The following is a 24,579-nucleotide window of genomic DNA, read 5'->3' as shown; positions in this document are numbered from 1 at the left end:
TTAATAAATGTGAGACTAAGTCAGTTAGTATTGAGCTTGAATTGTTGTCGCAATATCAGAAACAACCTGCTCCCAGCCTTGTCCTAATGTACGGACTAAAGCGGGATAACCATCTTCTGTTTGTGTTAGCACTAGAGAAAATGGCTGACTAATCACTTTGCTATTTTCAGTATAAATCCAATCACCAGAAATGATCACTTGCCCATCATAACGACCTTGAAAGTAATTAACCGTAACTGTTAATTTTGCCAAATTATCTTCAATCGGTTGGTTGGCAACAACCGTTCCTGGTAATGCTTTTGTTAAACCCGAAATGAGGTTCTGCTGTAATTGCTGATCAAGCGGATTTATCCATAAATGCTGATTTGCTACGGTATAGTTAATATCTGTTGTTTGATAAACAATACCAGCATTAACCAGCATATTGGACAAACGGATCGGCTGAACCCAAATTTGAGGCTTTTTCGCTGACTGTATGGTCGTGACTTGTTCTGATACCCCTGTTTGGTAAATATCAGGTAGCTGATAATAGGTTTTCTCAGTTTGGCTTGAACATGCCGTTAACATCAAAACAAATATCCCAATGATGTATCTCATTATTTTTCAGCCCTCTTTGGTTCTGGATCTTTACCTTCCTTCGCTTCAAAAATTAATGCATTACTTTTATTGTTCAGTGTTTTCAATAAAGGTTGCATTTCTCTTAAAACCTGATCAAGCTGTTGCATATTATCGATCATTTTTCCGTATGCAGGAGAGCCTGGCTGGAATCCTTGCATGCTACGATTGATCTCTTTTAATGATTGTTGAATATCATTAGGAAGATTTCTAAATTCATCACTACCAATCATGGCATTCAATGCTTTTAGTGTTTCTTTTGCTTCCATTACCGCTTTTTGGCTTTCAGATAAGGTTGCTGTCATCTCTTTAAGCATCGGTTCAACAGGAAGATTGTTGATCTTATCAAGCGATGTCATCACTTTTTGCTGAATTTGCGCTAACCCCGACCCTACAGTAGGAATTTGTTGAAAGCCTGCAACCTCACGAGGTCCTTCCCATTTCTTTTCATCTGGATAAAAATCAAGGTCGATATATAGAGCGCCCGTTAAAAGATTGCCTGATTTTAATGAGGCTCTTAGCCCATTATTAGAGGCGGTAGAGAGCTCTTTGACGAAATCAAAACTTTCACCAACATCATTGGCAAAACGTTCTGGTTCGACATGGATCAGCACTGGAATACGAAAATCTTTATCTAGTGATTGTTGCATACCTTTTGTGTAATAAGGCACTTGAACAACCGTCCCCATTCGAATTCCTCGGAACTCTACAGGTGCTCCAGCTTGTAACCCTCTTACAGAATCAGAGAAAAACATGATATAACTGCGATAATCCGTATATAACGAGTTTTGAATGCTCTTTTCATTATCATAGAGTTTAAATTCTGTTTTAGGTGCAATTTGTTCACCAGGCAACCAGCCCGCAGGAACATCAAAACTTACACCACCACTAAAGAGTGTAGAAAGTGACGCCATTTCAACACGTACACCAGATGAAGACATATCAAAAGCAATCCCCGAATCTTTCCAGAAGCGAACATTGGATGTCACCATTTTGTCATAAGGTGCTTTAATGAAAAGTTGATAATGCATGTCTCGGCTATCAATGTTGAATTCACTGGTTTCAACAGAGCCAACTTGGTAACCTCTGAATAAAACAGGATCACCCGCATTTAACTGTCCAGCTCTTTCACTCACCAAATTTATACGAATACCTTTTGCATCAGGTGAGGCCAGAGGTGGGGCATCAAGAAGATCAAATTCTTCTTTCTCTTTACCGGTTAAACCTGGTTGCAATTCAATATAGGCACCAGAAAGCAAAGTACCTAAACCCGTTACCCCTTCTTTACCTATTTGCGGTCTTACAACCCAAAAAGCGGTATCTGACCGTAATAGTTCATTCATGCCTGTATCAAGGCGCGCATTGATAATAACGCGACTAAAATTACTGTCGAGAGTGACACTTTCGACTAAACCAATATCGACACTACGGCTTTTAATTTTCGTTTTACCGGCTTCAATGCCCTCAGCATTATAAGTAATTAAGGTAACTTCTGGACCTTGATGGCTGAAATGATAATAAAGTATCCATGCACCGATCAATAAAGTGACAAGTGGTATGATCCAAACTGGAGACCAGCTTTTTAGTTTGTTAATTTTTGCTTCTGTTAAAGCAGTTTCATTCTTTTCAGTCACCCTTAGGCTCCTTAATCTTCGATTTATCATCATCGGCTGTACATTTGTCCCACGTCAACCGAGGATCAAACATCATTGCAGAGAACATAGTTAATACAACAACCACTGCAAATAGCACTACACCAAAATCTGGGTAAATGCTCATCAGACGTCCCATTCTGACTAATGAAGCTAAAACAGCGATAACAAAGACGTCAATCATTGACCAACGCCCTACATATTCAACAACTTCATAGAGAAAATGCATTTTAGCAGGATCTCTTTTACCTTTTGATTTATGTGCATCCCAACACAGCCAAGCTATAGCGACCATTTTTAAACTTGGCACCATAATACTGGCGATAAATATCACCATCGCAACAGGATAAGAGCCATCTTCCCATAACAATATCACCCCAGCCATAATTGTAGAGTAGATATTATTACCTAGTGATTCGGTCACCATAATAGGTAATAAATTAGCCGGGATATAAAGAATAAGTGACGTAATCAATAATGATACTGTCCATTGCAAACTTTTTGGTCTTCGGGCATGCCCTTTAACTTCACAACGACTACATTCATATTGTGTAACCGGTAAAATCGCAGTACATGAGCGACATAATCTCACACCTTGTTTTAATCCTGATTTACCTGATTCAATATTTGGGTAATCAGGGCGAGGTTCTAATTTCTCCCATAGTGTATGTCTATCAAGACACTGAAAAGCACGGATTTGAAATAAACAATACAAAACGTAAGGTAAAAAACTTAACCCTAAACCAATCTCACCATAAGCCATTAATTTGACAAAACTGACTAAAATACCCGCGAGAAAAATCTCCGCCATACACCATGATTTAAGTTGGAATAAAATGCGAGATAACCAGATTTGCAGTTTTCTAGGTAGTTTGATTGGTGTACACAGCAATAAGATTGCTACCATACAAAAAGCAGGCACAATTTGGACAAATAGTAAGAAAAAAGCCCCCAGCTCGATATAGTTTTCACTAAACATCACACTTGGGATCTGCATCAATGTCACATTATTAGCAATACCAGCAACTTCCATGCTAACAAATGTAAACTGACTTGCCATCAGTAACATAAATAATGCACTAATTGCCAATGCAACAGGTTGATAAAAAGGCTGTCGCCAACGTGCAATTAGCATTGTGTGGCAACGTGGGCATGTTGCTTTGGTTCCTTGCACTAATTCGGGAACACTGACCACCAGATCGCACTGAGGACATAATATTTGCTTATGTTTATGTTCATGACGATGTTGTTGACCAGAGCACACAGCGACACCTCTTATTTTTTTAATGATCAATAAAAGAATATTTAATCCAGAAAATAAAACGGGGCAATATGCCCCGTCTTAGACTGGCTATTTATTCACCGTTCTGCATCATTTCTAGCTCTTGCCATCTATCAAAAGCGGCTTCAAGCTCTTGCTCTTTATCAGCAAGTGTTTTTAGGACTTTTTCCGTCTCCTCATGGGGACGAGTAAAAAAGTCTGGAGCACTCACTTCTTCTTGTAACGCACTTAACTGTGTTTCTAAACTTTCTAGCTTAGCGGGCAGTTGTTCAAGTTCGCGCATTAAATGATAACTTAACTTATTGCCACTACGGGTGCTCTTTTTAGCACTATCTTTAGTTTTGGCTTCTTTTTCAGCTTTTTCTGGTGCATTACGTGATTTATTTTGTTCATTTCTCAAGGAAACTGTTTGTGCTTTTTGTTGCTGAGCATCGTAATAGCCACCAACATAACTGTTAATAACGCCATCACCTTCAAAGATCCAACATTCTGTGACACTATTATCAACGAACTCACGGTCATGGCTGACCAGTAAAACCGTACCTTGATAAGCATCAACAAGCTCTTCTAATAACTCTAATGTTTCAACATCAAGATCATTGGTTGGTTCATCGAGAATAAGAAGATTGCTTGGTTTTAAGAATAAACGAGCCAGTAATAAACGGTTTCTTTCGCCACCAGAAAGTGCCCGAACAGGTGTCATAGCACGCTTAGGTGGGAATAAAAAATCTTGTAAATAACCTAATACATGACGAGGTCGACCATTAACCATGACTTCTTGCTTACCTTCAGCAAGGTTATCCATCACGGTTTTGTCCGGATCAAGTGTAGCACGGTGTTGATCGAAATAAGCTACTTCAAGCTTAGTACCACAATGCACTCGACCACTGTCTGCTTTTAAGTCACCTAACATCAGTTTTAATAACGTCGTTTTACCGCACCCATTTGGTCCCACCAGCGCAATTTTGTCACCACGTTGTACTTTGGCAGAAAAATTATGAACTAACTTACGAGTTCCAATGCTGTAATTAACATCTTCTAGCTCGAATACAATTTTACCAGAGCGAGTTGCTTCTTCGACCTGCATACGCGCACTGCCTAACACTTCACGGCGTTCACTACGCTCAACACGCAGTGCTTTTAAAGCACGTACCCTACCTTCATTACGAGTACGTCGTGCTTTAATTCCTTGACGTATCCAAGCTTCTTCTTGCGCTAATTTACGATCAAATTCTGCATTTTGTTGTTCTTCAACACGTAAAGCTTCTTCTTTACTCTCAAGATATTTATCGTAATTTCCTGGCCATGAAGAGAGTTTGCCTCGATCAAGGTCGATAATACGGGTTGCCATATTTCGAATAAATGAACGGTCATGGGAAATAAACACAATGCTACCTTGGAAATCTTTTAAAAATTTCTCAAGCCAAAGGATCGTTTCAATATCAAGGTGGTTTGTCGGTTCATCTAAAAAAAGAACTCTTGGTGCGCTAACTAATGCACGCCCTAATGCGGCTTTCCTTAACCACCCACCTGACAAAGAAGAAAGATCGGAGTCACCGTCTAAACCTAATTTTTCGAGTACTTCTGCAATACGGCTATCAAGCAACCACAAGTTACGGCTATCAAGTACTTCTTGCAGTTGCGCCATACGATTAAGATTTTTATCAGATGGATCTGTCTCAATCAGTTTTGAAATATGGTGATATTCCGTTAGGTACTTGGCATCTTCTTCAACACCTTCAGCCACAAAATCAAAGATAGTACCTTCAATATCTCTTGGTGGATCTTGCTGTAAGCGTGCTGTGACCAAATCTTGTTCATAAACAACTTGGCCATCGTCTAAAGGTTGCTCTTTAGATAGCACTCTTAATAACGTTGATTTTCCTGCGCCATTGCGCCCCACTAAGCAAACACGTTCATTTTCTTCAATAAATAAATCGGTGCTATCTAATAGAGGGGCATCACTGAAAGATAAATAAGCCCCTGTCAAACTAATTAACGGCATTGTAAATTATTCCTCACCAGCATGAGTTAACAGCCAGCAATTGTGGATTTGGCGGTTACGCGCAAAGTCTTGTGATAATGTTTTCTGTGTTATCTCTTTTGCGGATAATCCTATTTTTGCTAACTCGTCATGTTCCATTTTGAACCCACGTTTGTTATTTGAGAACATGATAGTGCCACCTTTTCTCAACAAACGTTTTAGATGTTTCATCAATTCAATATGATCGCGTTGAACATCAAAGGTATTTTCCATACGTTTTGAGTTAGAAAACGTAGGGGGATCGATAAAAATTACATCAAATTGTTCATTGCTTTGCATTAGCCATTGTAAACAATCAGCCTGCATTAAACGATGTTGTCTACCTGATAGGCCATTTGCTTGGAAGTTTTTCTCAGCCCATTCAAGGTAGGTACGTGACATATCAACGGTTGTCGTACTTTTTGCACCACCAATCCCAGCGTGTACAGATGCAGTACCGGTATAAGCAAAGAGATTTAAGAAATCTTTTCCTTTGCTCATTTCACCCAGCATTTTTCGTGCAATACGGTGATCTAAAAACAGTCCTGTATCGAGGTAATCTGTAAGATTTACCCAGAATTTTGCACCAAATTCATTAACTAAAAAGAAATCACCCTTCTCGGCCATTTTTTCATACTGTAATTTACCTTTTTGGCGTTGACGAGTTTTTAAAATCAGTTGATCAGAACGTAATACTAATACTTCCATCGTAGCGCTAATAACATCAAACAAACGTTGGCGTGCTTTATGTTCATTAACGGTTTTAGGTGGTGCATATTCTTGAATAACCACTTTTTCGCCATAACGGTCTACAGCAACATTATATTCAGGTAAATCAGCATCGTATAAGCGATAGCATTCAATTTGCTGTTGTTTTGCCCATTTCGCGAGTTTTTTCTCATTTTTACGCAAACGGTTTGCAAAATCTTCAGCAAGCCCGGTATTAATCATTGATGGAGTATCAGAAAGTAAATAGTTTTTCTGTACACAATCAAGAGGACCATTTTTTGCTTTGAACTCGCGCTCTGCTCGTAATTGAATACAACTCAATAATTCAGGTGATGCACTAAATAGCGATAATCGCCAGCCTGGGAAGTGTGCCTTTATAGCTCTTCCTAATTGACTATGCAGTGCAATTAGTGCGGGCTCACTTTCTAAACGCTCACCATAAGGTGGGTTACTGATAATTGTTCCTTTTACTTCAGCTGACACAGGATTAGCCAGTTTTGCCGCATCACCATGCGCAAAGGTAATTAAATCAGCAACATCAGCCCGGCGCGCATTGGCTCTAGCCATATCCAACACACGTTTATCAACATCAAAACCATAAAAACGGGCAGTGGTATTCTTTTTGCCTTCACGAAAACGAGTAAAAGCCTCATGAGTGACTTCTTTCCACAATGCTTCATCATGGCCTAGCCAATGACGAAAGCCCCAATGCACACGGTTTAATGCTGGAGCACAATCCGAAGCCATCATAGCAGCTTCAATTAATAATGTTCCTGAACCACACATAGGGTCAATTAATGGTGTATCCGTTTTCCAACCTGAACGCATAATAATCGCAGCCGCTAAATTTTCTTTTAAAGGTGCTTGTCCGGTTAGATCACGATAACCACGTTGATGTAAACCATCACCACTTAAGTCTAAAGAGAGTGATGCTTTTTCTTTATGCAGATGAATAGTTAAGCGAATATCAGGAGATTGCTTAGCCACATCAGGACGTTGCCCTATTTTACGTTGAAATGAGTCAACGATGGCATCTTTCGCTTTTAATGCACCATATTGGCTATTACGAATAATGTCATTCGTGCCATTAAAATGGATAGCAAAAGTCTGATCAACAGTAAAAATCTCACTCCAATCAATTGCCTGCACACCAAGATATAAGTCTAAATCACTATACACATTGAATTCATTTAACGGCAACATAATACGTGACGCTAAACGACTCCAAAGTAAAGACTGATACATGGTTTTATCATCAGCACGAAAATAAACACCGCCTTGTGTTATCTGGCAAGCCTGAGCACCTAAGTGTTCAAGTTCAGATTTTAATAGTTCTTCCAGACCTCGGCCTGTGCTGGCAAACAGAGAGCGCATAGTATTGTTACCACCTAAAATAAAATTGTTGGGCATTATAGCTAATTGTATTACGTTGTCATAAAGTTACTGGCTATAAAAAATAATAATGTCTTTTGGGAGCACCGATGATCAACGTTTCACGCCTTTATATACACCCAGTTAAATCAATGAAGGGAATTCGGCTTTCTCATGCATTTGCTCGTGAGAGCGGATTCACGTTTGATCGTGATTTTATGATAACCACCCCTGAAGGGACGTTTATCACGGCACGAAAATTTCCCGTTTTGCTGTGTTTTATCCCTACTGTCATGGCAAATGGTATTTATATTCAAGCCCCTGATGGTGAGGGTATTGCTATCACCTATCAAGATTTTGAGACCACATTGCAACCGACAGAAGTTTGGGGCAACCATTTTACCGCGTATGTGGCGCCAGATGAAATAAATCAGTGGTTCAGTCATTATTTAAAAATGGATGTTCAACTTCGTTGGACTGGCGAAAAATCGACACGCCGAGTGAAAAAAAATCCAGAAACCGCTGTTTCTTTCGCTGATGGTTATCCTTACTTATTACTTAATGAAGCCTCATTTCAATACTTACAACAGCGTTGCCCCGCTTCAATTAATATTGAGCAATTTCGAGGTAATATCCTCATAACAGGTGCAAAGCCTTTTGAAGAAGATACTTGGCAAACTATTCGTGTTGGCTCTGTTGTGATGGATCTGATAAAACCTTGTAGCCGTTGTATCATGACCACAATTAGTATTGATGAAGGCGTTAAACATCCTAACACAGAACCACTTGCAACACTGCAAACATTCCGTAGTGATGAAACTGGTGATGTCGACTTTGGTCAAAATATCATCATTCGCCAAACGGGTATTATTCGGGTGGGAGATACTGTTGAGGTATTAGCTTATAAAGAAGCGAAACAGTATCTTGTAACGACTCCTGTTGAAACACAATCAACGCCTATTATTGAAAATACACAAGAACAGTCTGTCAGTATTGAATTTAACGGTGAGATTTTCGAAGGTAATAACCAAGAAGTTCTATTAGAACAGCTTGAAAATAATGGTTATGCTATTCCTTATAGTTGCCGAGCGGGCCTTTGTGGCTCTTGTGTTATCCAACTAGATGAAGGTGATGTTAATGCATTAAAAGCCGGTGCAATTAAACGTTCAGGTAAAATTTTAGCCTGTAGCTGTGTTCCTAACGGTAATGTAAAACTTTCACTTAATAAAAAATAACACTTATCTTTATCACAAATTAAGAGAAGGTAATTTTTACTTACCTTCTTTTTTTATTTTAAATAAAACAGTTTATTTAATAAGAATTATCTCATTAAGAACTTAATGATGAATTATCAATAAGCTTATTTTATTTTTAGAAAAAGATCACAAAAAGAGAGTAATGAAGATTTGATTTTGGGGAGTATTGTTTAGAGTGAATTTGTTTTTAGAATGCTATAAATAATGTGTAACGATAAAAAGAGTAAGTCCTTTTTACTCTTTTTGTTAAATAACTTTTTCGTACAAAAATGATCCTGACTCCGACTCTTTATGGTAATAACTTAACCTGTCATTCATAATTTTTATTGGGTCACAAAAATTAAGTGTTCTATCGAATAACGTTAATTGCGGTTGCGCTAATAAGCATAAACAAGCTTGAGTACCCACTTCTGCCACTAAAAAAAGTGCTGTTTCATTACCTTCTTTTAATGAAGCCTCTACCACTTGCGATAAATAAGGGTTGATTTGATTATTGTTAACTTCAAAATACCAACTCTTAGGCATCAGTGGTTTTAAAAAGCGATGGGCTATTAATGCATTTAAAGCTAATTCAGCTCTTGATTCTGACGGCATATCAATTTGGCGGATCTGCTCATCGTATCCATAATAAAGAGCTGCATCATCGACGGTAAAAGATGCTGATTGGCAAGCACTCTCACTTAGCATTTTGCTTGGAAAGCGAGAACGAAAAACCATGCCATTGGCTAAATCAAGCATTAATCTTTGTTGCTCAACATCAAAATACCAACGCCAGCGATCATCGGGTTTTATTATCACTAATTAATCCCCCTTCGATTCATAACCTGTTTTATACTCTGACAAATAATCAAAATTAAATGACATAAATAAAATATTTAATATCACCTAACAAAAACAGGATTCATTTTACTATTAATTAAGCACAATCAGTGCAATTTAATAAAAAATAACCAACTAGGGGCAATATAAACGAGTTAAGGACAGAAGAAAAGCCCTTAACTCATTATAAAATGTATTTAGATATGATTAATTATAGATTTGATAAGTGCAGGACCTTGATAAATGAATCCTGAATAGATTTGAATGAGAGAAGCACCCGCATCCATTTTCTCTCTTGCTGCCGTTAATGAATCAATTCCACCTACACCAATAATAGGCAATGCGCCTTTTAATTCTTCATTTAATTGACGAATTATTTGTGTGCTTTTTGATTGTACCGGGCGGCCACTTAATCCCCCTGCTTCATTACAATGATCTAAACCACTGACTAATGATTTATCTAATGTGGTATTTGTCGCAATAACACCATCAATATGATGACGCACTAAGCTATCTGCAACTTGGATTAATTCTTCATGTGTTAAATCAGGTGCAATTTTGACAGCAACAGGAACATATTTTTGATATTTTCCTTGCAACTCTAATTGTTTATTTTTAATTGCAGATAACAAATCGTCTAATGCTTCGCCATATTGCAGTGTACGCAAACCTGGAGTATTGGGTGATGAAATATTGATCGCGATATAACCCGCATGTGCATAAACTTTTTCCATACAAATCAGATAATCGTCTTTGCCTTGCTCTACAGGAGTATCTTTATTTTTACCAATATTAATACCTAGCACACCGCCATAACGAGATTGTTTTACATTTTCAATTAAGTTATCGACGCCAAGGTTATTAAAGCCCATTCGGTTAATTAAGCCTTCAGCTTCCACTAAGCGAAATAAACGAGGTTTATCATTTCCTACTTGAGGACGAGGTGTCACCGTACCAACTTCAATAAAACCAAATCCCATTGCACCCAATGCATCTATACAATCACCGTTTTTATCAAGACCGGCGGCAAGACCAAGTGGATTTTTAAATGAGAGTCCCATACAGGAAACGGGTTTTGAAGGAAGTGACTGCTGAATAAGAAATTGAAATGGGGAATGAGATAAACGTTTTAACTGACGGAAGGTAAAATCATGGGCACGTTCAGGATCTAGCCGAAACAATGCCTTCCTTACTAAGGAATAATACATACGATCTCCATTGAGAATATCGGGTATTAGGAATGATATGTCTACGACAAATTAAGCGTCGTGCATCATATAGATAAAAGCACGAAAAGTAAACGTTTCAATTTCACAATTCGCCATAAAAAATCCCCAGACTATGCTGGGGATCTAATTATCATACTGATTTTATACTATTTACTCACTCATAAAATGATATAAAACGTAATATTAATCAGCTAAAGCTTTGGTGATTTTTTCATAGAGATCACCTGATAAATTCTCAAGTGCTTTCAGCTTTAATAACTCTGCACGCATTTTTTCTTGGCGTGTTGCATCATAGCGTTTTAAACGAATAAACGGTTCAATAAGACGTGAAGCAACTTGTGGGTTACGGCTATTTAAGTCAGTCAGAATTTCTGTCAATAATAAGTAACCAGAGCCATCTTCAGCGTGGAAAGCGACTGGGTTATTATTTACAAATGCGCCAATTAATGCACGAGTACGGTTAGGATTTGCTAGTGTAAATGAGCGATGAGATAACAAACTACGTACTTTTTGTAACACATCTTTTGCTGGGCTCATGGCATGTAAGCTAAACCATTTGTCCATGACTAAACCATCTTGATGCCATTTATCATCGAATTCTTGTAATAGCGCATCTTTGCAAGGTAACTGAGCCATTACAGCAGCGCTAAGTGCGGCAAGCGCGTCGGTCATGTTATCGCTGTTGTGGTATTGTGCATCAACAAGTTTGTTGCCTGTTTGCTCATTTTCAACCGCTAAATAACCTAAACACACATTACGTAAATCACGTTTTGCAATATCTTCATGATTAACACGATAAGCGCCAATATGCATAGAATGATAAACAGCAGAGAATTCATCCGCCATTTCAGTGGCTAATGTTTTACGTATAAAACCAAGTGTTTCATGAATAGCCATTGGATCGATAATACTAAATGACTCACCCGCTTCAACATCCGTTGGCAATGTCAGAATAAGTGCTGCTAATGCAGGATCAATATCTTTATCTAGTAATACTGCACGGAAAGCATCAACCACCATTTCAGGAAGAATAAATGCTTCATCTTTCTGTGCACGGGCGACGTTTTCTTTTATATAGCGACCTAATAATGATTGCGCTGCATCCCAGCGTGAAAATGCATTACGTGCATATTTCATTAAAAAGGACAGTTGCTCATCCGTAAATGGATAGTCCAATTTTACAGGCGCAGAGAACTCACGTAATAAAGATGGGATTGGCTGTTCTGGAACGTCATCAAATACAAATTGTTGTTCTTCACGGACGACATTCAATACATTAGAAATCGCCTGACCTTGTGAACGCAGAGGGATCACATTACCTTCACGATCATACAATTCAATATCTAATGGAATATGTAGCACTTGTTTTTCAGCTTGATCAGCTGTTGGTGGTGTCATTTGACTAACAGTTAAGGTGTATTGCTTTTTATCCACATCATAGCTGTCACGCACTGTCAGTTGTGGTGTACCTGATTGGCTATACCAACGACGGAATAACGTGAGATCAACATTAGAAGCATCTTCCATCGCTTGAATAAAGTCGTCACAGGTTGCCGCACTTCCATCATGACGATGAATATACATCTGAATACCCGCTTGGAATTGCTCTTCGCCTAATAAGGTATGGATCATTCTGATCACTTCTGAACCTTTTTCATATACTGTTAAAGTATAGAAGTTATTCATTTCGATCACACTATCAGGACGAATTGGATGTGCCATTGGGCTTGCATCTTCTGCAAACTGAGCAGTACGCATCACTCGTACATTATTGATACGGTTAACAGAACGAGAGCCTAAATCTGAACTGAATTCTTGGTCACGGAAAACCGTTAAGCCTTCTTTTAGACTTAACTGGAACCAATCACGACAAGTAATGCGGTTACCTGTCCAGTTATGGAAATATTCATGACCAATAACAGACTCAATGCCTAAATAATCTTTGTCAGTTGCCGTTTCACTTTTTGCTAGTACATATTTAGAGTTAAAGACATTCAGTCCTTTATTCTCCATCGCACCCATATTAAAGAAGTCAACAGCGACTATCATATAGATATCGAGATCGTATTCTAAATTAAAGCGAGATTGATCCCATGCCATCGCATTTTTCAATGAGGTCATTGCCCAATCGGCACGATCTAAATTACCTTTATCAACAAAAAGCTCTAAAGCAACTTCGCGACCGCTTTTGGTTATAAAAGTATCTCGTAATACATCAAAGTCACCCGCCACTACCGCAAATAAATAACTTGGTTTTGGATGTGGATCTTCCCATGTTACCCAATGACGACCATCATCAAGTTCACCTTGTGCAATACGGTTACCATTTGACAATAAATAAGGATACTGTTTTTTGTCTGCCGTAATTGTTGTGGTGTAACGAGCTAACACATCCGGTCTATCTAAATAGTAGGTAATATGGCGGAAACCTTCAGCTTCGCACTGTGTACATAACGCATCACCAGAAACATACAACCCTTCTAATGCTGTATTGGCTGATGGATTAATTTCGTTGATAATTTTTAATGTAAATTGCTCTGGCAATTGTTCAATGATGAGTTTGCCGTTTTCTTCTTTATAGTGTGTCCAAGCAACATCATTAACAGAAATTGATTTTAATGTTAAATCTTCACCATCTAATACTAATGCTGTCGCATTTGAGTTTAGACGTTTACATTGGCTTATCGCCGTAACCTGGGTATTTTCTTTATCTAAGATAAAATCAAGATGTAAATCGGTGATTGTGTAGTCAGGGGCACGATAATCTTTGCGAAATTTCGCGATTCTTTGTTGTGTCATAGAAAAAACCTTTTAGTTAACACGACTATTTAACGGTTATATTGCCAAAGCTTACTCGTCAAAAATCTGTTTAGCCAGTCGAATATTCAATTGAAAACATTAAAAGTCAACAGAATGTTAATATTTCATTAATACATGTAATCAATTTATTTGGTAAATGATGCTAATAGACTCCCAAATTTTGTTTAACGTGGTAAACTTATCTAAGTTTTACAGCTTGTTTTTATGTCGCAGAGAAATATTATTGAATAGTGACGCTTTGTCATCATATTCGGGTATACTCTCCAACCTTAACGATTTAGCAGACATAAAAACGCTCCGTGAGGATGCTTGACGCGCTATGATTTTAGACGCTACACCGATTATTACATCACTGTTGGATACCGATGCATATAAGCTCCACATGCAACAAGCGGTTTACCACCATTATAGTGATATTCCTGTCGTTGCTGAGTTCCGCTGTCGGAGTGATGAACGTCTAGGTGAATATGCAACAACCTTACGCCATCAAGTTAACATGATGGCAAACCTGTCATTAACAAATGAAGAGTTTGACTATCTTCAGAGTCTCCCTTTTTTCAAAAATGACTATCTGCAATGGTTTAAACATTTCCGTTTTAAGCCAGAACAAGTCCATATTTCAACCACACCTGAAAACCAACTTACCATTAAAATTACAGGCCCTTGGCGTGAAGTTATTTTATGGGAAGTTCCGTTATTGGCTTTAGTGAGTGAAATTGTACATCGTACTCGCTCACCTCAAATCACCCCCGATGATGCCGTTAACCAATTACGTAAATTGATTGATATCTTCTACCGTGATGCCGCTGAACAGCAGATTGACTTAGCTGATTTTAAATTGATGGATTTTGGTACTCGTCGCCGTTTTTCTTATGATGTGCAGTGCGCCATTGTGGATGAGCTGAAAAATCATTTTCCTTATCTTATTGGTACAAGCAACTATCATTTAGCAGAACGTATGCAATTAGCCCCTGTGGGTACACAAGCTCATGAGTGGTTTCAGGCACATCAACAAATTAGTCCTGAACTATCAAATAGTCAGCGTGCTGCCTTGCAATCTTGGCTAGATGAATACCCCGATCAATTAGGTATTGCATTAACAGACTGTATTACAATGGATGCTTTTTTGCGTGATTTTGATAAGACCTTTGCAGAGCGTTATCAAGGTTTACGTCACGACTCTGGCGACCCTATTGAATGGGGGGAAAAAGCGATTGCACATTATGAGAAACTGGGCATCGATCCAATGAGTAAAGTATTAGTCTTTTCTGATAGCCTAGATTTTCAAAAAGCATTAGTACTTTATAAACATTTCCATAAACGTATTCGTTTAATCTTTGGTATTGGTACTCGGCTCACTTGTAATATTCCGCAAATAACGCCACTTAATATTGTCATTAAGCTGGTGGAGTGTAATGGTAAGCCAGTTGCTAAATTATCAGATAGTCCAGGCAAAACGATTTGCGAAGACGATGATTTTGTTGACAAGCTACGCAAAGCCTTTGATGTTCCTCTTGTCAAACAAGCCTGTTAATTAGCTAAAAATCTTTATTAGTAAAAGAAAGGGTAATAATTGCCCTTTCTTTTGTCATAACCTCTACTTTTATCAATAATTCCCCTATTTTTATCAATTTATTTTATACAAAAGCTTTTCTCTTCTTTATTGACTCTTTAAACTAAAATTTCCTACTTGTTTCCTGCGCTATTGCAAGTAACATAGAAAAACTGTCCGACAGGGGCAGAGTGAATTAACCAAACAATTATTTTAATTAAACGAAGAGAGATTTATTTATGATCGTTGCGCCTGTAGTCGACGTACTGCAAGGCCGTATCGCGGTTGGCGAAGACGTCACCGTTCGCGGTTGGGTACGTACAAGAAGAGATTCAAAAGCTGGTATCTCATTTCTTACCGTCTATGACGGTTCCTGCTTTAATCCAGTACAGGCCATCATTAATAATAATTTACCGAATTATCAAGATGAAGTGCTGCACTTAACCACAGGCTGTTCTGTGGAAGTCACCGGTAAAATTGTTGAATCTCCGGGCCAGGGACAGAACTTTGAAATTCACGCCACCAATGTTGTTGTGGTAGGAATGGTCGATGATCCGGAAACTTATCCGATGGCCGCCAAACGTCATAGTATTGAGTACCTGCGTGAAGTTGCTCACCTTCGTCCTCGTACTAACTTAATTGGTGCAGTTGCACGTGTTCGTCACACATTAGCACAAGCACTACATCGTTTCTTCGATGAACAAGGCTTCTTCTGGGTTTCTACGCCACTAATTACAGCGGCTGATACAGAAGGTGCGGGTGAAATGTTCCGTGTCTCTACACTCGATATGAACAATCTGCCACGTACAGATAAAGGCGAAGTTGATTTCAGCGAAGACTTTTTTGGCCGTGAAGCGTTTTTAACCGTATCAGGTCAGTTAAATGGTGAAACTTACGCCTCTGCATTAAGCAAAGTGTATACTTTCGGCCCAACATTCCGTGCTGAAAACTCAAATACCAGTCGTCACCTTGCTGAATTCTGGATGGTTGAACCTGAAGTGGCCTTTGCTGATCTTAACGATATCGCAGCCCTTGCTGAAAAAATGTTGAAATACACCTTTGCTGCCGTATTGGCAGAACGTAAAGATGATATGGAGTTCTTTGCACAACGTGTCGACAAAGACGCTATCACACGCTTAGAGAACTTTATCACCTCTGATTTTGCTCAAATTGATTATACCGATGCAGTTACGGTGCTTGAAAACTGTGGTGAGAAATTTGAAAACCCAGTTTACTGGGGTGTTGACCTTTCTTCTGAGCATGAACGTTATCTGGCAGAGAAACACTTTAAAGCACCTGTTGTTGTGAAAAACTATCCGAAAGATATCAAAGCATTCTATATGCGTATGAATGAAGACGGTAAGACCGTAGCAGCGATGGATGTATTAGCACCCGGCATTGGTGAAATTATTGGTGGCTCTCAACGTGAAGAGCGTTTAGAGATGTTTGATAAACGTTTAGACGAAATGGGAATGAGTAAAGAAGACTACTGGTGGTATCGTGATCTACGTCGTTATGGCACTGTACCTCACTCAGGTTTCGGTTTAGGTTTTGAACGTTTAGTTGCTTATGTGACCGGTGTCGCAAATGTTCGTGAAGTTATTCCATTCCCTCGTACACCAAGAAATGCAGATTTCTAATTTAGTGATTGATTAGTATTTAGCTAAAATTTTGTAGTGCTGTTTTATTGTACAGATTTAGCTTAAGTAAAGAAGCCAACCGCAAGGTTGGCTTTTTTTATGCATGGCTGTTATTTGATTAAAAAGTTCCCCTAAATACACACTTTGAAATACATAGTTACAATTTGTTACACTTTTTTCGTTTTTGTAGCAAATTGGGGGTAGATAAAATTTTTTACCAATGGAACACTGTCACCCGACACAGACGACACTTAACTCTCATAAATAGTTCCATAAAAATTAAGAAACTATTTCTGGCAGTGGCAAAGGTGTCTGAATAACACCAATGAGGGTAATAATAATGATGAAGCGCAATCTTCTTGCAGTGGTAATCCCAGCTTTAATGTTTGCTGGTGCAGCAAACGCAGCTGAAATGTACAACAAAGACGGCAACAAAGTAGACATCTACGGTAAAGTTGACGTTCGTCATTACTTCGCTGATAAAGACTCAGGTGAAGACGGTGACGGTTCTCGTGCACGTATCGGCTTCAAAGGCGAAACTCAAATCAATAAAGATTTAGTTGGTTTTGGTCGTTTTGAATACGAAATTCGTACTAGCAATGCTGAAGGTGATACTGATTCACGTGCTCGTTTTGCTTACGCAGGTTTTAAATTTGCTGACTACGGTTCTATGGACTATGGTCGTAACTACGGTGTAATTTACGACACCAACGCATGGACAGACGTTCTACCTTTATTTGGTGGCGACTCCATGGCACAAACTGACGTTTACATGACTAGCCGTACTACTGGTGTTTTAACTTACCGTAACACTGATATGTTCGGTTATGTTGATGGTCTGAACTTTGCTCTGCAATACCAAGGCAAAAACAACGAAAATACTATCAACAAGCGTGATGGTAAAAAAGCTAATGGTGACGGCTTCGGTTTCTCTACAGCTTATAACTTAGGCTGGGGCGTAACTCTGGGTGGTGGTTATTCAAACTCTGCTCGTACTTCTTGGCAGCAAGATGACAGCACTGCTAAAGGTTCTCGTGCAGAAGCATGGAACGTTGGTGGTAAATTCGCAGCTAACAATGTTTACTTAGCGGCTATGTACGGTGAAACTCGTAACATGACTAGCTTCAATAAAGGCATTGCTAACAAAACTCAAAACATTGAGTTAACTGCGCAGTATGACTTCGCTGATTTAGGTCTGAAACCATCTTTAGGTTATGTTCAATCTAAAGGTAAAGACTTAGATGTTAACGGCGTAAATGACGAAGATTTAGTTAAATATATCTCTGTAGGTTCTTTCTACAAATTTAACAAAAACATGACTGCAGTTGTTGATTACAAAATCAACCTGCTGAAATCTGATAACAAACTGGGCATCAACGACGACAACGTAGTTGGTTTAGGTCTGACTTATCAGTTCTAATTACCGCTTAGGTAATTAAACAGTCAAGTTAATTGATTTGAAAAGCAACACTTCGGTGTTGCTTTTTTATTTGTACTACTACTGTCTATCTCAATCTCTTGTTATTTATCCCTCTTTTTTCTTCTTATTCTCGATGTTTTCTTTCTCTTTATTTTTGCATTTGCAGTAGATCTGTTTATTTATTCACTGAAAAACATTGTAACTTCTTTATTTTTAACAACTTCAAAAAGTTTATCATACTAAACAATTATTATTTTTTAGTGATTATTTTTACATGTTAATGTAATCACAGGATATTCACTTATTTACATCTTGATTTGCTATTTATTCTCACTTAGTTCACAACTTCTTGTTAATTTCTCTACAAACAGTTGGCAAAAATCCCTCATAGCGTTACTCTTGATACTCATATTTCGGCTTCGTTTTGAGCTTAGGGAACAATTACACTATGTTTGAGAAAATCATTGCTGCACCAGCCGATCCTATTCTGGGTTTAGCTGATAGTTTCCGTTCTGATCCTCGTGAAAACAAAATTAACTTAGGGATTGGTGTTTACAAGGATGAGACAGGTAAAACGCCTGTTTTAACCACAGTTAAGAAAGCAGAAAAATACCTGTTAGAAAACGAAACCACCAAAAATTACCTTCCTATTAGCGGTATCCCTGAATTTGGCAATGTGACCCAAGCACTTTTGTTTGGTGAACAACATTCTATTATCTTTGAAAAACGCGCACGCACAGCACAAGCCCCTGGGGGAACAGGAGCTTTACGTATTGCTGCTGATTTTATTGCTCAGCAAACCACAGCAAAACGCGTTTGGATAAGCAACCCTACTTGGCCTAATCATAATAATATTTTCCAAATTGCAGGTCTTGAGATCTGTAATTATGATTATTACGACGCAAAAAATCATGGATTAGACTTTGATGGTATGCTAGCAAGCCTTACTAAAGCTCAAGCGGGTGATGTTGTCCTGTTCCACGGTTGCTGTCATAACCCAAGCGGTATTGATCCAACGGAAGAACAATGGCGTCAATTAGCAGCGCTATCAGCAGAGAAAGGCTGGTTACCTGTTTTTGACTTCGCATACCAAGGTTTTGCTCGCGGTCTTGAAGAAGATGCACAAGGTTTACGCCTCTTTGCAGAAAAAAATCCTGAGCTTATTGTTGCAAGTTCATATTCTAAAAACTTCGGTCTTTACAATGAACGTGTAGGTGCATGTACTATTGTCACCAAAGACAGTGACACGGCTGAAAAAGCCTTTAGCCAAGCAAAAGCCATTATTCGTGCTAACTACTCAAACCCACCAGCACACGGTGCTTCAGTGGTAACAACGATTCTTTCTAACTCAGAATTAAAAGAAGAGTGGATTGAAGAACTAACGACTATGCGTGAACGCATTCAGCGTATGCGCCAATTGTTAGTTACGACACTACAAGAAAAAGGGGCTAAGCAAGACTTTAGCTTTATTATTGACCAAAATGGCATGTTCTCATTTAGTGGTTTGAATAAAGAGCAAGTTGAGCGCTTACGTGCTGAATACGGTATTTATATCGTAGGCTCTGGTCGTATTAACGTTGCCGGTTTAACCCTTGAGAATATGGTGCCACTGTGTGAAGCCATCGTTGCAGTACTCTAATTGTCTTTAACGTGCAATTAGATGAATGCCACGTTATACAATGTGGCATTTTTATTTAAACAAAAGAAATAAAAATCATATTTTTTACGTATAAAAAAGCTCTTTATTATAAAGAGCTTTCACTTATTCACTTTACTCAGCGCAACTATTACCAGATTGGCATTTCATCTTGTAAAAACGGGTTGTATTGGCGTTCATGCCCTAAATTAGACATAGGGCCATGTCCCGGAATAAACAGATAATCATCACCTAAAGGCAACACTTTATTTTTGATTGATGCAATAAGATCGGCATGGTTTCCGCGTGGAAAATCGGTACGGCCAATGCTTTCTTTAAATAACACATCTCCCATAGAGATAAGTTTATTCTTATGATTTACAAAAATAATATGTCCTGGTGTATGCCCAGGGCAATGTAAAACAGATAACGAAATTGTTTTACCAATTGTGATGGTATCGCCTTCATTTAACCAGCTATCTGGTGCAAATGACTTTCCGCAAGGGAAATTAAACATACGGCACTGTTGCTCTAATTCCTCTAATAAGAAATTATCTTCTTTATGAGGCCCATAAATAGGAACATGAAAGTGCTCAACAATCTGAGAGGTGCCTGCAATATGATCAAAGTGTCCATGTGTTAATAATACTTTGGTCAATGTTAATTGGCGTTTTTCGATTTCCGCAATCAGTCTTTCGACATCGCCACCAGGATCAACAATTGCCGCTTCCTTCGTTTCATCACACCAAATAAGGGTGCAATTTTGCATATAGTTTGTCACAGGTACAATGTGATACATCATGAATCACTCCACTCTCTATTAACTAATTCTCAATAGCTTACCATGAGCGGACTGGTCCCGTATCAATATGAACAAAATTACTTTTTGGATAATACCCAACTCCCCCCGCTTTCATTCTTAGCGCCACTTGACGAACTTTTGAAAGCTCAGTCCCCACTAAACGAAAATCCATTGCTTGTCCGCGAGTATGATAGCTTTTCTTCGCAACACCACTGCTACTTTGTCGTAAATTATTATTGGTCACTAAAGAGCGATAGCCTGAAATAAGTTCAACGGGCTTATTATTATTCAGCATCACTTGCAATAGATAAATTTGGTCAAACAATGCAGGGTCGATGGTTTTAATTTTATTTTGACGATAATCTCTAAAAAGGTGATTTAACTTAGCAAGCTCTTGTTTATTATAACGTTTTCCATCAAAAAACTCGGCTTTAATAGTTTCACCAGTATTTAAATTATTAAAGCGAAGGATTTTTGGACGAGGTGTTGCTAATGAAGCAAAAGCATGAGAAGGCAATAACCCCAACCCCACAGCGGCCATACCGAGCCCTAGCCACTTACGGCGATGTGAATCAATAATATCCATAGTATATGTACTCAATAATTATTTCAGGAGGAAGAACCTTTATTATGACAATATTTTTCTCGAATTGTTTCTTATGGTTTGTATAGTATTGTAAATAACAATTCATTTCAATTTAATGCCATCAGACATTTTATAAATTTAGCTATTTATACTAAAGTCTCTTTTTATCTTTCTATTTTTAATGGAAATTTTAAAAATATTTTATAAATTTATAATTTTTTAGTGATCTTATTTTTATATATAAAATTAAAAAAACATCTTATTGATTTATATAGAAATAAAGGGCAATTAAACTAATCGCCCTTTATCCAATTTATATTTATTAATATTACAAGTATTTCTTAATATTCTCTAAATAAGGTTGTGCATTGGTAATGCTCTTATCATAGCCATAAATGTCTGCTCGATATTGAGGTGCATTTTCCTGTGCAACCCATGCTGTTTGATAATATAAATAAACAGGAATACGTTCAGGAATGGGCGCATATTGTGTTGATCCACGTTTTAATGCCGCATCAATTCTATCTTGTTTCCATCCTGCATCACCTAATAAAATCGAGGCCAACTGAGAGGCTTTATTAACACGAATACATCCCGAGCTAATTGCGCGCATATTTTTTGAAAACAGTGAATGATTTGGTGTGTCATGTAGGTATATCGCATCTGAATTTGGCATATTAAACTTATAACGCCCTAATGAGTTTGTTGGTCCTGGCGCCTGCCAAATTCGATAAGGGAAATTACTTGCACTCATATTTTGCCAATCAATATCATAAGGATTAATTGGGTAAGCATCATTGCCCCATCCGGAATAAATGGTATATCCCTTACGGCTAAAGTAGCTAGGATCTGCTTTACCTCTAGGGACAATATCTTTGCGAGTCATACTTGTTGGCACATTCCAAGGTGGATTAACCACAACATTATTTAATGCACTACTCATAATTGGCGTTTTTCTATCTGGACGACCGACTATCACTTTTGAATCAAGAATAAGTTCGTTGTTGGCATAAAAATAGAGTGAAAAATCAGGAATATTCACCCAAATGCCTGTGTCACCAATAGCCGGTGTTAAGCGAAGGCGTTGAATATTTAATGCCATAATACTGGCGCGTTGTGTTGGCGTTGTATTTAACCATGCACGCGTTTGTCGCCCAATAATTCCATCTGGCTCTAAACCATGAGCGGTTTGAAATAATTTAACAGCAGTGATTAAAGGTGCATCATAAACGATTGTCGCAATTTCTTGCTCATTTTCAGCCAAATCAGGAATTAATTTTAAATAACGTAAAATCTGTCTCAGTGGTACAACTTCTTGTGATGATTGATTTGGTTTTAATGATGTCGTTCCCGTCATCTCAGGCCAAACAATCGAACTATGTAATTGTTTACGTACTTCTTCTTTCATTAAAGCGTAATAAGGATGAGACGGAGCATAAGAAATAACGAAGCTACCTAAAGTGCTATTTTGAATATTTTGTTGTAGGTCAACCATGGATTTATCTGACGGTGATGGTAGGCTTTTTGCGCCATCACGATACAATAAAGATACGCCTGATTTATTCACTTGCTCAACAAAACTGATATAACCTAAAAATGCGTCTGATAAAATAATATCACGCCCTTCTTTTGTTAACTCCGGTGTTTCTAATTGTGTTAACCATTGTCCAAATTGAGGCTGAATACCTGAAATAGCCACTTCTGCAATTTGTTCCTGTAATTGCTGTGCGATTTTTTCATCTTGCCAGATTAATGTGAGGTTATTTGCTTGGTAAACTTTCACTAATTGAGTTAAATAGAATGGTTTATATCCCGTTGGGATCCATGATTGTAGTTTTGTTCTTGCCTCTAACTCGGTAACTTGTGGAATATTCATTACCACAGTGGCAGGTATAGTCATAGCTTCGTTAGTCATAGGAACTAACGTTGCGTTTTCTATTTCGGGTGTAGATAAAATAGCTGACTCCGCTTCTGTAGCCACTGCATAATGCCCAGAAAGAAGAGTTCCTATAACGACTGAATATGTAATTGCTCTTTTAATTGGTTGGTACGCCATAAATCCCCTACCCTCATCCCTTATTATTATTTTGATATCCTAGAATATTAGATGAGCTTGGAGAAGAGTTTTATAGGAATAAACTAATATTTTTAAAGTTTTATAACCCTTTGATGGAAATTTAATTTTATTCAATCAAAAAAAGACCACTTAGTTATTTTTATATTCAAAAATAGAGTTTAAATAAAAAATCAACAAAAGAACAAAAAACAGACATTTTGAAAAAAAATTTCAAAATATAATAAAATATTGAAAATAGATAATAAGATTATTTAAATAAAAGGTGTTTTAATCGAGAAAAAGGCGTAGTTTCCTACGCCTGACAAATAAAGGTAAACAAAGGATAAAAATTAGTATTCTGAATTGATAACAACTTCTTCGCCAAACTGACCCGCTTTTGGCAATGGTTGGTAAGAAGAGTTAGCAGCACGCAGAATACGAATACCACGGATATTCAGTTCATCTGCTGCCGCGATATCTGCATCAGCATCACCGTAGTAAATTTTCAATTTATGATCACGCATCCAGCTTACTTTATTATTTGCACCAGGTTGGTCACCCGCGAAAATAACAGGCTGCATTTTATCAGCAGGGATATTTAAACCTTCTTGAACATATTTGGTCACAGTCTCAGTTTTAGTTTTAGTACGACCAGTAATGAAATAAACAGTATCACCACGTTTTAAGTGCATTTGAACAAGATCGATACCGACTTGTTTAGGCATACTGAATTTATCCCACTCATTATTCATTTTCTCCCAGAACTCTGGATTTTTCAGATAACTGAAATCATTTGGAGAATATTCTAGTTTACCGCGATAAAAACCTGGGCTTGAGAATAAAACAGTATCATCAATATCAAAACCAACCGCCATTGGCGCTTGGCCTGCTAAGCTTTTTTCTATATCTGCAACAGAAACCCAATTAATTGGTTGTTGTTGTGCTAATTGAGCAACAGTAACACCTGGGCTGACAACTTCTGGCATATGAACTTTTGCCATTGCCGCGCCATTTAAACTTAACGCTAAAGCAATTGCACTAAAAGCTAACGTGACTTTACGCATTTTCTTTCCTTTAATTTTTTATATTAA

Annotated in this window: 17 protein-coding genes; 5 read left to right on the top strand and 12 right to left on the bottom strand. The window is 38.0% G+C overall.

All coding sequences use genetic code 11. The annotated features are described in order from the left end of the window. Positions 1 to 24: 24 nt before the first annotated feature. From pqiC to rlmKL, 5 genes are all read right to left on the bottom strand, one after another. On the bottom strand, positions 25 to 597 hold the full coding sequence (gene pqiC, locus GWJ05_RS17660; RefSeq protein WP_036938031.1) for a membrane integrity-associated transporter subunit PqiC: 573 nt from the start codon (positions 595 to 597) through the stop codon (positions 25 to 27). Next, on the bottom strand, positions 597 to 2,249 hold the full coding sequence (pqiB, locus tag GWJ05_RS17655; protein ID WP_036938037.1) for an intermembrane transport protein PqiB: 1,653 nt from the start codon (positions 2,247 to 2,249) through the stop codon (positions 597 to 599). The genes pqiC and pqiB overlap by 1 nt, the downstream gene beginning before the upstream one ends. After that, positions 2,242 to 3,531: a membrane integrity-associated transporter subunit PqiA gene (pqiA, locus tag GWJ05_RS17650; protein WP_036938039.1), complete on the bottom strand. Its 1,290-nt coding sequence runs from the start codon at positions 3,529 to 3,531 to the stop codon at positions 2,242 to 2,244. The genes pqiB and pqiA overlap by 8 nt, the downstream gene beginning before the upstream one ends. A gap of 91 nt (positions 3,532 to 3,622) precedes the next feature. Then, positions 3,623 to 5,554: an ABC transporter ATP-binding protein gene (locus GWJ05_RS17645; protein ID WP_087803589.1), complete on the bottom strand. Its 1,932-nt coding sequence runs from the start codon at positions 5,552 to 5,554 to the stop codon at positions 3,623 to 3,625. 6 nt (positions 5,555 to 5,560) lie between these two features. After that, the gene (gene rlmKL, locus GWJ05_RS17640; protein WP_087803591.1) at positions 5,561 to 7,675 is read right to left on the bottom strand and encodes a bifunctional 23S rRNA (guanine(2069)-N(7))-methyltransferase RlmK/23S rRNA (guanine(2445)-N(2))-methyltransferase RlmL; all 2,115 of its coding nucleotides are present in this window, start codon (positions 7,673 to 7,675) and stop codon (positions 5,561 to 5,563) included. A gap of 107 nt (positions 7,676 to 7,782) precedes the next feature. Between rlmKL and GWJ05_RS17635 the strand changes: the two genes are divergently transcribed. After that, on the top strand, positions 7,783 to 8,907 hold the full coding sequence (locus tag GWJ05_RS17635) for a YcbX family protein (RefSeq protein WP_036938050.1): 1,125 nt from the start codon (positions 7,783 to 7,785) through the stop codon (positions 8,905 to 8,907). Positions 8,908 to 9,174: 267 nt separating this feature from the next. Here the strand turns inward: GWJ05_RS17635 and GWJ05_RS17630 are convergent, their stop codons facing one another. From GWJ05_RS17630 to pepN, 3 genes are all read right to left on the bottom strand, one after another. Then, a complete protein-coding gene (locus GWJ05_RS17630; RefSeq protein ID WP_036938053.1) occupies positions 9,175 to 9,726 on the bottom strand; it encodes a cell division protein ZapC in 552 nt (183 codons plus the stop codon). Positions 9,727 to 9,944: 218 nt separating this feature from the next. Further along, positions 9,945 to 10,955 (bottom strand): quinone-dependent dihydroorotate dehydrogenase, encoded by a 1,011-nt coding sequence (gene pyrD / locus GWJ05_RS17625; RefSeq protein ID WP_036938056.1) that lies wholly within the window; start codon positions 10,953 to 10,955, stop codon positions 9,945 to 9,947. Between the two features lie 204 nt (positions 10,956 to 11,159). Next, the gene (gene pepN, locus GWJ05_RS17620) at positions 11,160 to 13,775 is read right to left on the bottom strand and encodes an aminopeptidase N (RefSeq protein WP_036938058.1); all 2,616 of its coding nucleotides are present in this window, start codon (positions 13,773 to 13,775) and stop codon (positions 11,160 to 11,162) included. A gap of 340 nt (positions 13,776 to 14,115) precedes the next feature. Here pepN and pncB point away from each other — a divergent pair, with 340 nt between their 5' ends. The 4 genes from pncB to GWJ05_RS17600 all read left to right on the top strand — a co-directional run bounded on the left by pncB (position 14,116) and on the right by GWJ05_RS17600 (position 20,047). Continuing rightward, positions 14,116 to 15,330 (top strand): nicotinate phosphoribosyltransferase, encoded by a 1,215-nt coding sequence (pncB, locus tag GWJ05_RS17615; RefSeq protein WP_036938060.1) that lies wholly within the window; start codon positions 14,116 to 14,118, stop codon positions 15,328 to 15,330. 257 nt (positions 15,331 to 15,587) lie between these two features. Continuing rightward, a complete protein-coding gene (asnS, locus tag GWJ05_RS17610) occupies positions 15,588 to 16,988 on the top strand; it encodes an asparagine--tRNA ligase (RefSeq protein ID WP_036938062.1) in 1,401 nt (466 codons plus the stop codon). A 340-nt stretch (positions 16,989 to 17,328) separates the two neighbouring features. Beyond that, positions 17,329 to 18,408 carry a porin gene (locus tag GWJ05_RS17605; protein ID WP_087803593.1) on the top strand — a complete coding sequence of 360 codons (1,080 nt, stop codon included), beginning with the start codon at positions 17,329 to 17,331 and terminating at the stop codon, positions 18,406 to 18,408. 448 nt (positions 18,409 to 18,856) lie between these two features. Next, on the top strand, positions 18,857 to 20,047 hold the full coding sequence (locus GWJ05_RS17600; RefSeq protein ID WP_123821987.1) for an amino acid aminotransferase: 1,191 nt from the start codon (positions 18,857 to 18,859) through the stop codon (positions 20,045 to 20,047). Between the two features lie 148 nt (positions 20,048 to 20,195). Here GWJ05_RS17600 and GWJ05_RS17595 read toward each other — a convergent pair whose 3' ends face one another. The 4 genes from GWJ05_RS17595 to aphA all read right to left on the bottom strand — a co-directional run bounded on the left by GWJ05_RS17595 (position 20,196) and on the right by aphA (position 24,552). Further along, positions 20,196 to 20,846: an MBL fold metallo-hydrolase gene (locus GWJ05_RS17595; protein WP_036938071.1), complete on the bottom strand. Its 651-nt coding sequence runs from the start codon at positions 20,844 to 20,846 to the stop codon at positions 20,196 to 20,198. A gap of 37 nt (positions 20,847 to 20,883) precedes the next feature. Next, positions 20,884 to 21,432: a YcbK family protein gene (locus GWJ05_RS17590; RefSeq protein ID WP_036938074.1), complete on the bottom strand. Its 549-nt coding sequence runs from the start codon at positions 21,430 to 21,432 to the stop codon at positions 20,884 to 20,886. A 328-nt stretch (positions 21,433 to 21,760) separates the two neighbouring features. Next, positions 21,761 to 23,488: a L,D-transpeptidase gene (gene ldtD / locus GWJ05_RS17585; RefSeq protein WP_161681530.1), complete on the bottom strand. Its 1,728-nt coding sequence runs from the start codon at positions 23,486 to 23,488 to the stop codon at positions 21,761 to 21,763. Between the two features lie 350 nt (positions 23,489 to 23,838). Further along, positions 23,839 to 24,552 (bottom strand): acid phosphatase AphA, encoded by a 714-nt coding sequence (aphA, locus tag GWJ05_RS17580; protein ID WP_036938080.1) that lies wholly within the window; start codon positions 24,550 to 24,552, stop codon positions 23,839 to 23,841. Positions 24,553 to 24,579: the final 27 nt, after the last annotated feature.

Origin of the sequence: Proteus sp. G2626, assembly GCF_009915985.1 — a bacterium.
GTDB lineage: Bacteria > Pseudomonadota > Gammaproteobacteria > Enterobacterales > Enterobacteriaceae > Proteus > Proteus vulgaris.
This window is presented reverse-complemented; position numbering and strand designations above follow the sequence as displayed.